The 11,793-nt window shown below is 75.0% G+C and carries 11 protein-coding genes, 1 pseudogene and 1 riboswitch; of the genes and pseudogenes, 9 read left to right on the top strand and 3 right to left on the bottom strand.

Going from position 1 to position 11,793, the window contains the following annotated elements; all coding sequences use genetic code 11:
- Positions 1 to 95: 95 nt before the first annotated feature.
- The 5 genes from AB0J08_RS39465 to AB0J08_RS39485 all read left to right on the top strand — a co-directional run bounded on the left by AB0J08_RS39465 (position 96) and on the right by AB0J08_RS39485 (position 4,133).
- Positions 96 to 617: a shikimate kinase gene (locus tag AB0J08_RS39465; RefSeq protein ID WP_360644306.1), complete on the top strand. Its 522-nt coding sequence runs from the start codon at positions 96 to 98 to the stop codon at positions 615 to 617.
- On the top strand, positions 610 to 1,698 hold the full coding sequence (aroB, locus tag AB0J08_RS39470; RefSeq protein ID WP_360644309.1) for a 3-dehydroquinate synthase: 1,089 nt from the start codon (positions 610 to 612) through the stop codon (positions 1,696 to 1,698). Before AB0J08_RS39465 ends, aroB begins: the two co-directional genes overlap by 8 nt.
- 8 nt (positions 1,699 to 1,706) lie before the next feature.
- Entirely contained in the window at positions 1,707 to 2,135 is a 429-nt protein-coding gene (gene aroQ, locus AB0J08_RS39475) for a type II 3-dehydroquinate dehydratase (protein ID WP_360644333.1), read from the top strand.
- Positions 2,136 to 2,279: 144 nt separating this feature from the next.
- Complete coding sequence (locus AB0J08_RS39480) at positions 2,280 to 3,236, top strand: ATP-binding protein (RefSeq protein WP_360644336.1); 957 nt, start codon at positions 2,280 to 2,282, stop codon at positions 3,234 to 3,236.
- Between the two features lie 87 nt (positions 3,237 to 3,323).
- Positions 3,324 to 4,133: a DNA-formamidopyrimidine glycosylase family protein gene (locus tag AB0J08_RS39485; RefSeq protein ID WP_360644311.1), complete on the top strand. Its 810-nt coding sequence runs from the start codon at positions 3,324 to 3,326 to the stop codon at positions 4,131 to 4,133.
- Positions 4,134 to 4,227: 94 nt separating this feature from the next.
- Here the strand turns inward: AB0J08_RS39485 and AB0J08_RS39490 are convergent, their stop codons facing one another.
- Positions 4,228 to 4,677: a DUF3995 domain-containing protein gene (locus AB0J08_RS39490; RefSeq protein WP_360644314.1), complete on the bottom strand. Its 450-nt coding sequence runs from the start codon at positions 4,675 to 4,677 to the stop codon at positions 4,228 to 4,230.
- Positions 4,678 to 4,815: 138 nt separating this feature from the next.
- Between AB0J08_RS39490 and AB0J08_RS39495 the strand changes: the two genes are divergently transcribed.
- The 3 genes from AB0J08_RS39495 to AB0J08_RS39505 all read left to right on the top strand — a co-directional run bounded on the left by AB0J08_RS39495 (position 4,816) and on the right by AB0J08_RS39505 (position 7,973).
- Positions 4,816 to 5,346 (top strand): sigma-70 family RNA polymerase sigma factor, encoded by a 531-nt coding sequence (locus AB0J08_RS39495; RefSeq protein WP_360644318.1) that lies wholly within the window; start codon positions 4,816 to 4,818, stop codon positions 5,344 to 5,346.
- Positions 5,343 to 5,822, top strand: a complete 480-nt coding sequence (locus AB0J08_RS39500; protein WP_360644321.1) for an SRPBCC family protein — start codon at positions 5,343 to 5,345, stop codon at positions 5,820 to 5,822. Before AB0J08_RS39495 ends, AB0J08_RS39500 begins: the two co-directional genes overlap by 4 nt.
- 120 nt (positions 5,823 to 5,942) lie before the next feature.
- Positions 5,943 to 7,973 carry a hypothetical protein gene (locus AB0J08_RS39505; protein WP_360644324.1) on the top strand — a complete coding sequence of 677 codons (2,031 nt, stop codon included), beginning with the start codon at positions 5,943 to 5,945 and terminating at the stop codon, positions 7,971 to 7,973.
- A gap of 41 nt (positions 7,974 to 8,014) precedes the next feature.
- On the opposite strand, the gene AB0J08_RS39510 is transcribed toward AB0J08_RS39505, so the two are convergent.
- Both AB0J08_RS39510 and AB0J08_RS39515 read right to left on the bottom strand, forming a co-directional pair.
- Positions 8,015 to 9,697 (bottom strand): hypothetical protein, encoded by a 1,683-nt coding sequence (locus AB0J08_RS39510; RefSeq protein ID WP_360644326.1) that lies wholly within the window; start codon positions 9,695 to 9,697, stop codon positions 8,015 to 8,017.
- Between the two features lie 172 nt (positions 9,698 to 9,869).
- Positions 9,870 to 10,205 (bottom strand): annotated as a pseudogene (locus AB0J08_RS39515) (metalloregulator ArsR/SmtB family transcription factor); the annotation flags it as partial.
- Between the two features lie 82 nt (positions 10,206 to 10,287).
- A riboswitch (cobalamin riboswitch) is annotated at positions 10,288 to 10,481 on the top strand.
- 32 nt (positions 10,482 to 10,513) lie between these two features.
- On the opposite strand from AB0J08_RS39515, the gene AB0J08_RS39520 reads away from it, so the two are divergent.
- On the top strand, positions 10,514 to 11,686 hold the full coding sequence (locus AB0J08_RS39520; protein WP_360644330.1) for a HoxN/HupN/NixA family nickel/cobalt transporter: 1,173 nt from the start codon (positions 10,514 to 10,516) through the stop codon (positions 11,684 to 11,686).
- Positions 11,687 to 11,793: the final 107 nt, after the last annotated feature.

An 11,793-nucleotide genomic window follows, 5' to 3' on the forward strand; every position in this document is an offset into this window, starting at 1 on the left:
GTGCTGGCGGACGCGGTGAGCGAGAAGTTCGGTGGCGACCACGTGTCCGAGACCCGGCGCAACGTCCAGGGGTACCTGGACAACCTGATCGTCCGATGACCGCGCCCCTGGTGGTGCTGGTCGGTCCGCCCGGCAGTGGCAAGTCCACCGTCGGGCGGGACCTCGCCGAGCGCCTGGGTGTCGGGTTCCGGGACACCGACGCCGATGTCGAGCAGTCGGCGGGCAAGCCGATTCCGGAGATCTTCGTCGACGAGGGCGAGCCGCACTTCCGCGAGCTGGAGGCGGCCGCCGTGCGCAGCGCCGCACAGGGCCACGAGGGTGTGCTGGCGCTCGGCGGCGGTGCGGTGATGGCCGAGGCGACCCGGGCGCTGCTGCGTGATCTGCCGGTGGTGTTCCTGGAGGTGCCGCTCGCGGACGCGGTCCGGCGGGTGGGGCTGGACGCGCCGCGTCCGCTGCTGGCGGTCAACCCCCGGGCGCGTTGGCGAGAGTTGATGGAGGCGCGTCGGCCCCTGTACCTGGAGGTGGCCACCGCCGTCGTCGACACCGCGGGCCGCACCCCCGGGCAGGTCGTGGACGCCGTAATGGAAGCACTGGAGCTGAAGACCCCCCATGAGTGACATCGTCAGGATTCACGTCGGTGGCAATGCCGGCCACGACCCGTACGACGTGCTGATCGGACACCGACTGCTCGGCGAGCTGGGGCCGCTGATCGGGCCCCGGGCCAAGCGGGTCGCGCTGATCCACCCCGAAGGGCTGGCCGCCACCGCCGACGCCATCCGCGAGGACCTGCTCGGCGAGGGCTACGAGGCGATCGTCCTCCAGGTGCCCAACGCCGAGGACGCCAAGAGCGCCGAGGTCGCCGCGTACTGCTGGTCGGTGCTCGGTCAGACCGGTTTCACCCGCAGCGACGTGATCGTCGGCCTCGGCGGCGGCACCACCACCGACCTGGCCGGCTTCGTGGCCGCCACCTGGCTGCGCGGGGTGCGCTGGGTCGCCATGCCCACCACACTGCTCGGCATGGTCGACGCGGCGGTGGGCGGCAAGACCGGCATCAACATCGCCGAGGGCAAGAACATGGTGGGCTCCTTCCACCCGCCGGTCGGCGTGCTGGCCGACCTCGACACCCTGGAGACGGTGCCCAAGCACGACTACGTCTCCGGCCTCGCCGAGGTCATCAAGTGCGGCTTCATCGCCGACCCGGCCATCCTCGACCTGATCGAGGCGGACCCGGAGGGTGCCAGGAGCCCGGCCGGGCCGCACACCGTCGAGCTGATCCGGCGGGCCGTCCAGGTCAAGGCCGACGTGGTCTCCGGGGACCTCAAGGAGTCCGGCCGCCGCGAGATCCTCAACTACGGGCACACCCTCGGCCACGCCATCGAGCGCAACGAGCGCTACAAGTGGCGGCACGGTGCCGCGATCTCCATCGGTATGGTCTTCGCCGCCGAACTCGGCCGCCTGGCCGGCCGGTTGGACGACAAGACGGCCGACCGGCACCGCACCGTCCTGGCCTCGGTCGGCCTGCCGCTGAGCTACCGCGCGGACGCCTGGCCGAAGCTGCTGGACGCCATGAAGATCGACAAGAAGTCACGCGGCGACCTGCTGCGCTTCATCGTCCTGGACGGCCTCGGCCGGACCTCCATGCTGGAGGGCCCCGACCCGTCCCTGCTGGCCGCGGCCTACGCAGAGGTCTCCTCGTGACCCGGGTGATGGTGCTCAACGGCCCCAACCTCGGCCGGCTGGGCAGCCGCGAGCCGGACGTCTACGGTGCCACCTCCTACGCCGGGCTGGTCGAGCGCTGCACCGCGCTCGGCCGGGAGCTCGGCTTCGAGGTCGAGGTGCACGAGACCAACTCCGAGCAGCAGATGGTGGAGTGGCTGCACGAGGCCGCCGACGGCGAGGTGCCCGTGGTGATCAACCCGGGCGCCTTCACCCACTACTCGTACGCGATGCGCGACGCCGCCGCCCAGCGGACCGCGCCGCTGATCGAGGTGCACATCTCCAACCCGTACGCCCGGGAGACCTTCCGGCACACCTCGGTGATCGCCGCCGTCGCCTCCGGCACCATCGCCGGCTTCGGCCTCGGCTCGTACGAGCTGGCCCTGCGGGCCCTCGGCGGGCAGCTCACCACCCGCTGACAGCCGGGCCCGGGGTACCGGATCGGCGCGGCTCCGGCCGGCCCGATCCGGTACCCCGGCCCTCGTCAGGGGCCCGGGCGGCGGACTGTGCCCGCTGCGGGGCCGCCGTGTAGTGTCCCCGCTGAAAGAAGTCGGGAGGTGACCGTGACGCAGTACTCCGGGGGTGGACAGGTCCCCCCACGTCCCGTCGCTCCGCCGGCCCCGCCGCACCCCGGCAGCGCCACCGCCGCGTCGCCCGCCGGCGCCGCACCGGGCGCGTCCCGGGGAGTACCGCAGGCAGCGAGCCAGTCCGTCCGCCACGGTGCGACCCAGTCCGCGCGCGAGCCCGCCGGCCGGCCCCCGTACGGCGGTCGGCCCGCCGTGCAGCCGGCCGGTACGCCGATGGCTCCCGCCGCGGCGCCCGGGCCGGTGCGGCCCGTGCCGCCGGCCGGTCCCGCCGCGGCGGCGCCCGCGCCGGTTCCCGCCGGGGCCACCGGGCACTTCCTGTTGCCCTCCGGTTCGCCCGTCGAGCTCCCGGCCCACCCGCCGCAGCCGCACACGCCGTCCGGACCGCTCGCCGTGCTGCTGATCGGCCCGGCCGGCGCCGGCAAGACCACCGTCGCCCGGCACTGGGCCGAGCGCCGGCCCACGCCCACCGCCCACATCAGCCTCGACGACGTCCGGGAGTGGGTGCAGTCCGGCTTCGCCAACCCGCAGTCCGGCTGGAACAACGCCTCCGAGGCGCAGTACCGGCTGGCCCGTCGCACCTGTGGCTTCGCCTGCCGCAACTACCTGGCCAACGGCATCTCCTGCATCATCGACGACGCCGTCTTCCCGGACCGCCCGGCGATCGGCCTGGGCGGCTGGAAGCGGCACATCGGCCCCGGGATGATCGCGGTCGTGCTGCTGCCCAGCCTCGACTCCGTCCTGAGCCGCAACGCCCGGCGCAGCGGCAACCGGCGGCTGAGCGACGAGGAGGTGGCGCGGATCCACGGGCGGATGGCCGGCTGGTACAACTCCGGGCTGCCGATCATCGACAACTCCCACCTGGACGTCGCCGCCACCGCCGCCGAGCTGGACCGGGTGATCCTGGCCCGGCTGATGGGCATCCCGGTCCGCTGAGCCCCGGCCCACCGGGCCCCGGGCCCTGTCGGTGCCGGCTGCGATGATGGACGTGTCCTGTTCGACCACCCGGGGGAGCCGACGCCCGTGCCGGAAGGCCACATCATCCACCGCCTCGCCGCCGAGAACGCCAGGGCCTTCGGCGGCCGACCGGTCCGGGCCAGCAGCCCGCAGGGCCGGTTCGCCGACGGCGCCGCGCTCGTCGACGGCCAGGTGCTGACCGGGGCGGAGGCCATCGGCAAGCACCTCTTCCTCGGCTTCGAGGGCGGTGCCTGGGTGCACATCCACCTCGGCCTCTACGGCGGGTTCACCTTCGGCGACGGCCCCGCGCCCGAGCCGGTCGGCCTGGTCCGGCTGCGACTGCAGAACGACGACGCGCATGCCGACCTGCGAGGCCCGAACACCTGTGCGCTGATCACCGGAGCCGAGAAGGCCGCGGTCGCCGCCCGGCTCGGGCCCGATCCGCTGCGCGCCGACGCCGATCCGGAGCCGGCCTGGCGGCGGGTGTCCGGCAGCCGAACGACGGTCGCCGCGCTGTTGATGGACCAGAAGGTGCTGGCCGGCGTCGGCAACGTGTACCGCGCCGAGGCGCTGTTCCGCCACGGCATCAGCCCGCACCGGGCCGGTCGCGACCTCACCCGGGCCGAGTGGGAGGCCATCTGGGCCGACCTGGTCGCGCTGATGCGCGAGGGCGTCGGCGCGGGCCGGATCGACACCGTCCGCCCCGAACACACTCCCGAGGCGATGGGCCGGCCCCCGCGGGTGGACGATCACGGCGGCGAGGTCTACGTCTACCGCCGGGCCGCCCTGCCCTGCCTGGTCTGCGGCACCGAGGTGCGGACGGAGCAGCACGCGGCGCGCAACCTGTTCTGGTGCCCCGCCTGCCAGCAGGCGTAGCCGGGCAGTCCGCCCGCCCGGTCCCGGCCCCGGTCCCGCCCCCGGCCCCGGTCCCGCCCCCGGCCCCGGTCCCGCCCCCGGCCCCGGCGCGCGGTCAGCGCCGCGGGCCGCGCGCCACGGCCAGGGCGGCGGCCGCGCCGACCAGGCAGAGCGGGGTGTAGAGCACCAGGTTGAGCCGGTGGAAGGCCGATCCGGGCTCGGTGCCGATCCCGCTCGCCCAGACCAGCCCGACCAGCCCGCGCGCGAGCAGCCCGCCGGCCACCGCACGCGGGCCCCAGCGCAGCACGACGCCGGGGAGCCGGCGGGCCACGCCGTCGAGCAGCCCGCCGCGGGCGAGCACCACGGTCGCGCCCGAGAACAGCAGGGTGGCCAGCGGCAGCACCACGCGCGGGGTGAACGGCACCTCGGCGTTGAGCACCGCGTACGAGAGCGAGGTCCCGTCCGGCGCGGGCCAGGTGCTGCCGGTGGCCCAGTAGACGTGCAGCAGGCCGTCGGTGGCGAGCACGGCGGCGACGGCGAGGGCGGCGGTGCGGTGGCGGTTCACGGAGTCTCCCGGGGTTCTCGACGCTGGGTCACCCCGCAGGAGCGGGCGGCGCGGCCGGACGTTCCCGTGGCGAGCGTCACACCCGAAAGTCGCGGGAGCGAGGGAACGTCCGGCCGCGTCGGCGCCTCTCACCCGGATGTGGATGGTCCCGAAGAACCCGATGCCGCCCCGGCCGAGCCGGACGTCGCCGCGCTGGTCCGCGCCGCCCAGCGGGGCGACCAGCTCGCCGTCGGCGAACTGCTGGAGCTGGTCACGCCGTATGTGCGCAGACTCTGCGGCCCGATCGCGCTGGACGACGGCGCCGACGCCACCCAGGAGGCGCTGATCGCGGTCTTCCGCAAGCTGCGCCAGCTCCGGGAGCCGGCCGCGCTGTTCGGCTGGGTGCGCTCGATCGCCGTCCGCGAGGCCGTCCGGCACGTCCGGAGGGTGGCGCACTGCGTCCCCGCCGACCTGTCCGAGCTGCCGCGCCCGGGCGACCCCGAGCTCGCCACCGACATCGAGGACGTCCTGGCCCGGCTGACGCCCGAACACCGGGCCGTGCTGGTGCTGCGCGACCTCGAAGGCCTGGACGAGCGGGCCACCGCCGAACTGCTGGGCGTGGCGGCCGGCACCGTGAAGTCCCGGCTGTCCCGGGCCCGACTCAGCTTCCGAAGGGCGTGGCAGCAGTGAGCGCGCAGACCCCCTGGCCGGTGGCCGCCTTCGACCCGGTGCGCCGCCTGCACGTCATCGCCGCCGTCACCCCCGGCGCGGCCGTCCGGGAGGCGCTGCTGGACGCACCCTTCGACCAGGTCTGGGCCGCCGCGGCCGACCTGGAGGGCGGGTTGCCGCGCTGGCTGCCGGACATCCGCGAGGTCCGCCTCGCCGCCCCCCGGGAGGGCGGCCGCCCGCAGGCCCTGGTGATCGGCCGGACCAGGCTGCGGGCCCGCTTCGACCTGGAGCTGGAGCCCGGCTGGTGCCTGATGCGCAGCCGGTTCCTGCTCGGCGGCATGGCGGCCCGGGCGGAACCGGACGGCACCCGCTTCGCCTTCCTCGGCGCCTTCCGCACCCCGGCCGGCGGCCTGCTCGGCCGCGCGCTGCGGCCCGCCACCGAGCCGCTGGCCGGGCGCTCACTGCGCCGATTCGCCCGCCTGGTGCGGGAGGGATGATGCGGGCTCAGGATCCACCGTAGGCTGAGAGCCTTCGATTCACGGGGGGTGGGCGCGGCCCCCATGCGCCGAGGGCTCTCGGGCCGAGGGCTCTTGGTCCGGCGCGGAGGGAGCGGGCGGATGGACGGCTACGAGACGGCCAACATCGTGTCGGGCACGGTGCACGGAAACGTGGTGCAGGCGCACACCTTCGTGCAGGCGCCGGCGCCGCCCGCGGGCGCGCCCCGCCAGATCCGGCCCTCCAGCGGTGCGTTCGTCAACCGCGGCGTGGAACTCGCCGCGCTGACCGCCGCGCTGGAGCGGACGGATCCGCTGCGCCCGTCCGTCGTCGCGCTGACCGGGCTCGGCGGTGTCGGCAAGACCGAGGTGGTCGCGCGGTGGGCCGAGCAGAACGCCGGCGACTTCCCCGGCGGTCAGCTGTACGCGGATCTCACCACCGTGCGCCACCAGGGCGGCGTGGACCTGGGCGAGGTCCTGGGCGGCTTCCTGCGGGCGCTCGGGGTCCACCGGGACTTCGTGCCCGAGCGCCTGCCCGAGCGGGCGGCGCTGTTCCGGACGGTCACCTCGGCGGGCGGGCTGCTGGTCTTCCTCGACAACGTCGAACACGCCTCGGAGGTCCGGGCGTTGCTCCCGACGGCCGGGCTGGTCGTGGTCACCGGCCGGGCCCGGCTGCCGGGCCTGGCCCTGGCGGGCGCGACCCTGCTCGACGTCGAACCGCTGCTCCCGGAGGCCGGTTCGGACCTCGTCCGCAGCTGGCTCGGCCCCGGGCGGGGCACCGACGACCAGCTCCACGACCTGGTGCGGCTCTGCGGCGGGCTGCCGCTGGCCCTCCAGGCGGTCGGGTCCGAGTTGCTCACCCGCGGCGGTCTGCCGGTGGAGCGGGTGGTGGCCGAACTGACGGACGAGGGCGGCAGACTGGCGGCGATCGAGCACCGGGAGGGCTCCGTGGTCGAACCGTTCGAGGCCGTGTACGCGCACTTCCCCGCGCACACCCGCCGGCTCTACCACCTGCTGGGGGTGCACCCGGGCTGGCACCTCACTCCCGAGCTGGCCGAGGCGGCCGGTGTCGAGCGGGCCGACGAGGCGCTGGGCGATCTGGTGCGGGCCCACCTGCTGCGCCCGGTGGCGGGCGAGACCCCGGACCCGGAGGAGCGCTATCGGACCCATGACCTGGTCCGGCTGCACGCCCGGCGGCATGCGCGGACCGACCCGGGGCGCCATGAGCTGCTGCGGCGGATCGTGGCCTACTACCGGGGCCGGGCCGCGGTGGCCGACCGGGCGGTCCTCGGTGACCGGCTGAGGCTGCAGGAGCCCCCGGAGGAGTCACTGCCCGGTTTCGCCGACCCGGTCGGGGCGATGGCCTGGTTGCAGGTCGAGCGGGCCGATCTGCTGGCGGTCCTGACGGCGGCCGCCGAGCAGGGCTGGCACGGCGAGGTCTGGCGGCTCTGCGAGTCGCTCTGGCCGCTCTACCACGGCCGCAAGCACTACGGCGACTGGATCGCCTCCCACCTCCTGGGCGTCGAGGCGGCGCAGTGGGACAACCGGCCGGACGCCGGGATCCGGATGCGCAACCAGCTCGCCCGGGCCCACTACGAGCTGGGGCAGTACCCGGCGGCGGCCGAGCAGTTGGCCGCCGCGACCGAGCTGCTGGCGCTGGTGGACGACCCGCGGCTGGCCGGTGTGCTGGTCGAGACCGAGGGGCTGCTCTGCCTGGCCGACGGCCGGCCCGAGCGGGCCGTGGAGTTGTTCACCCGGGCCCGGGAGGCCAATGCGGGGGACCCGCACGGCGTGGTGGTGCAGAGCTACCAGCTGGGTCAGGCGCTGATCGCGGCGGGCCGCGAGGCGGCGGCCCTGGCCGTCCTGGAGGAGGCGACCGCGCTGGCCGAGGAGACGCGGGACCGCTCGATGCTGGTGAAGCTGCCGCTGGTCCGGGGCCGGGCGCTCCGGGCGCTGGGGCGGCCGGAGGAGGCCGTGCGGCTGGTCTCCTCGGCGGCGGACCGGGCCGCCGCGCGGGACGAGCTGGTCAAGGAGGCCCAGGCCCGTGAACTGCTCGCCGAACTGGCGGACGAACTGGGCGACGCGGAGCTGGCCGGGAGCGCCCGGGCCCGGCTGCGCGACCTGCGGGCACGGGCGGGCGTCCTCGGCGGGTAGCGGAGCGCCGGACGGGTGGCGGCCGAGAGCCGGGCGGGCGGCTACGGCCGGGCGGTGAAGGTGACCCGGATGCGGCGCTCGCCCGTGCGGATGGTGAGCCCGCTCTGTGGCAGGGCCCGCGCGTCGCCGCCCTGCTGGAGCCAGAGGGCCACGGCCGAGCCGAGCAGCAGCGGGTCGAGCAGCGGCTTCGGCGCGCCCCACGGCCGCTCGGCGTGTGCCTCCAGCAGCAGGCCTGCGGGCAGTCGCAGCAGGTGACGGCTCTTGCCGAGCGCGGCCACCGCCAGGCCGAGCCCCGGGGACCGGAAGGCATCGGCCAGCCAGCGCTCGGCGGGCAGTTCGGCCCGGATCTCGGTACGGGCCAGCACCTCGGCGACGTCGCGCAGTTCGAGACGGCGTTCCTCGGCGTGGACCGCGTAGATCCCGCGGGTGGGCCCGTGGTCCGCGCCGACGGGGTAGCGCCGCAGCCCGACCTCGGTGCCCGAGACCGTCCCCTCCACGTCGTACGCGGACGGGCCGCGGTTGCTCCCCGGCAGCGGTCGCGGGTCGGGGTAGGGCGGCAGCCGGGGTTCCTCCGCCGGTTCGTCGAGCCGTGGCAGGTAGGAGTAGAGCAGCGGGCGCAGCAGCCGGGCCGACTGCCCGCGCCGGCCGAGCGAGCGGTCGGTGATCGGGCGCAGCGCGGCCGGGTCGTGCTTCGCCACGGCCTGTTCGAGCTGGGCCAGCAGGTCGCCGTCGGGGTCGAGCGGCGGCGCGGCCTGGCCGAAGGCGTAGCCGGGGGAGTGCGGGTCGAGTTCCTCGGCGCCGGTGGCGACCAGCAGGGTGTGGCGTTCCAGCGCGGCGCCGTAGAAGGACACCGAGCCGTGGTCGCCGATCAGGCAGTCGGCGGCGACCAGTGCGGCCTGCCAGCCCTGGTGCGGCGGGACGAGCCGGAGTCCGGAGCGTTCGGCGGCGGCGAGCAGGGCCTGCGGGTCGTGCCGGGCCCAGATGTTCGGGTGCAGGACGACGGCCACCGTGTACTCGTCGGCGGGGAGCCGGTCGACCAGTCGCAGCGGCAGCCGGGGGTGGCGGCCGAACAACGAGTGCTCGCTCCAGGTGGAGTTGACCACCACGAGTCGGCGGCCGTCCACGGCGCCGAGGGCGGCACGGTAGGCGTCCCGGGCGTCGAGGCTGCCCAGGATCCGGTCGAAGCACGGGTCGCCGACCACCCGTGCGTGCGGCAGCGCCTCGGGGCAGGAGATCCGCAGCCGGTCCAGCTGCTCCTCGTGGGAGAGGCCGAGGACGTCGACGAACACCTGTCCGCGGTAGGTCAGTTCGCGCCGGGAGAGGCCGGCGGCGGTGACGTTGTCCCCGGTGGACTGGCTCACCAGGCGGTTGTAGCCGGCGCCGTGCGGCAGGACGACCAGCGGGGCGTCGAGTCGGCCCATCGAGGAGTGCACGGCGCAGGCGACGGCCAGGTCGAAGCGGTGCCGGGTGGCCTCCGGCCAGTCCAGGACGGTGAACCCGGGCAGGGCGCGCAGGAATTCGTCGAGCCCCGCGGTGAAGGCGGAGCCGGGGTTGACGGTGAGGTAGAAGCGGATGCCGTCGCGGTCGCGGAGCAGGCTGAGCACGTCGAGGACGCGGGTGGCGGACGTGAGGGTGCGGACGACCGCCAGGACGCGGGCCTCGACCGGCCGGGTGTTCCAGCGGTCGTCGTCGGGCCAGGCCCGGGGACTGCGGCGGATCAGCACACGAAGATCGTACTCACCCGGGCCCGGCCCGGGCGGTTGGCCGGACGGTGGGTCAGCCGGCCGCGGCGGCGGGTGCGTGGTGTCCGGGCTCGTGGTGGTCCGGCTCGTGGTGCTCGGGCTCGTGGTGCTCGGGTGCGTCGGTCGGCTCGTGGTGCTCGGCGGCGGCGCACGCATCCAGCAGGGGGCGCATCGCGTCGTCCAGCAGCCGGTAGCGCACCACGCGTCCATCCTTGTCGCCGGTGACCACGCCCGCCGTGCGCAGCAGCCGCAGCGCCTGGGACACGGCCGGGTCGCGCATGCCGGTGGCGACCGCCAGGTCGGTGACGGCGAGCGGGCCGGCCCGGTGCAGGGCGAGCAGCAGGGCGAGCCGACCGGGGTCGGCGAGCAGCGAGAACCGCTCGGCCCAGGACCGGACGTGCCCGGGGTCGCCGATCGCGGCGATGGCCTCGCAGACCCGGTGTCCGTCGATGGTGCGGTGGCCCGCGCGGTCGGCCGGTACGAGATGCATACGGACATTCTTGCAGCCCCGGGCCTGTGATTCCGGACACCTGCGCAGGTGCGCAGCCTTGCAAGGGTGCGGCGGCGGCACCTACGGTGTTGCCCGCCGTGGTGTTCGGGAAGACCGGTGACGGACTCTCAGGAGTCCGGAGTCCGGAGCGGCCCTCGCCACTGTGATCGGGGGAGTCGTCCGTGCCCACGACGCCACTGGGTGCCCCGCGCGCCCGGGAAGGCGGGCACGGAAGCCCCGTCAGCCAGGAGACCGGCCACGGCATCTCACGAACGACTTTCCACGAGGTGCTGGAGCGTGATCCGAAGATGACCCTGCCCGAAACCGCCGCCCCCGCGGCACCCTCCGCCTTGCCCACCTTCCGCTGGAAGCGTGAGGACACCATCCGTACGGCCGGGCTGATGGGGGTGATCCTGGCCATGCACGTGGTGGCCTTCGGGACGCTCTTCTTCCTGGTCGCGCCCGAGGGCTACGCGGTCGGCACCCAGGTCTTCGGGGTGGGCCTGGGGATCACCGCGTACACCCTCGGCATGCGGCACGCCTTCGACGCCGACCACATCGCCGTGATCGACAACACCACCCGCAAGCTGATGGCGGACGGCAAGCGGCCCGTCTCGGTGGGCTTCTGGTTCGCCCTCGGGCACTCCTCGATGGTGGTCCTGATGGCCGTCCTGGTGGCGGGCGGCGCGCAGCTGGCCGACACGCTGATGGACGACGACTCGCCCACCCACCAGTGGCTGGGCGTGGTCGGCACCTCGGCCTCCGGCGTCTTCCTCTACCTGATCGGCGCGCTCAACCTGGCCGCCCTGTTCGGCATCCTCAGGGTGTTCCGGTCGATGCGGGCGGGTCGCTTCGACGAGGCGGAGCTGGAGGAGCACCTCAACTCGCGCGGCCTGCTCGCCCGGGTGCTGAACCGGGCGACCCGCTCGATCACCCGGCCCGGCCAGATGTTCCCGGTCGGCATGGTGCTCGGCCTCGGCTTCGACACCGCGACCGAGGTCACGCTGATGGTGATGGCCGGTTCCGGCGCGGCCTCCGGGCTGCCCTGGTACGCGATCGCCTGCCTGCCGCTGCTGTTCGCGGCGGGGATGAGCCTGTTCGACACGCTGGACGGGACGTTCATGAACTTCGCCTACCAGTGGGCGTTCTCCAACCCGGTGCGCAAGGTGTACTACAACCTGACCATCACTGGGCTGTCGATCGCGGTGGCGTTCATCATCGGGACCATCGAACTGGTCGGCGTGCTGCACGAGAAGCTGGACCTCACCGATCCGGTGAGCGGCTGGATCGCGGATCTCTCGTTGGACAACGTCGGTTATGTGATCGTCGGCCTGTTCGTGGTGGTCTGGGCGGCGGCGATCGCCTACTGGCGGCTGGCCGGCGTCGAGCGGCGCTGGAGCCCGCAGCCCGGGCACCCCGCCGGCGGGGTGCCCGCCCAGGGGGCCGCGGGCGCCGGGGACGCTGCCGAGATCGTGAAGTAGCCGGGCCGCACCCGGCCGCCCCCCCCCAGCGGGGGCCCCGCCCCCCCCGGCGGGGGGGGCCGCCGCGCGGGGCGCGGGGGGCGGGGGGGGGGAGCGGGGAGCAGGGA

The sequence above is a fragment of the Kitasatospora sp. NPDC050463 genome, from assembly GCF_040655255.1.
Taxonomy (GTDB): domain Bacteria; phylum Actinomycetota; class Actinomycetes; order Streptomycetales; family Streptomycetaceae; genus Kitasatospora.

Bases quoted from the DNA above. Each gene is read 5' to 3' on its own strand.
- AB0J08_RS39505 (WP_360644324.1), top strand. From the start codon at position 5,943: ATGGACGGCTACGAGACGGCCAACATCGTGTCGGGCACGGTGCACGGA.
- aroQ (WP_360644333.1), top strand. From the start codon at position 1,707: ATGGTGCTCAACGGCCCCAACCTCGGCCGGCTGGGCAGCCGCGAGCCG.
- AB0J08_RS39465 (WP_360644306.1), top strand. From the start codon at position 96: ATGACCGCGCCCCTGGTGGTGCTGGTCGGTCCGCCCGGCAGTGGCAAG.
- AB0J08_RS39520 (WP_360644330.1), top strand. From the start codon at position 10,514: ATGACCCTGCCCGAAACCGCCGCCCCCGCGGCACCCTCCGCCTTGCCC.
- aroB (WP_360644309.1), top strand. From the start codon at position 610: ATGAGTGACATCGTCAGGATTCACGTCGGTGGCAATGCCGGCCACGAC.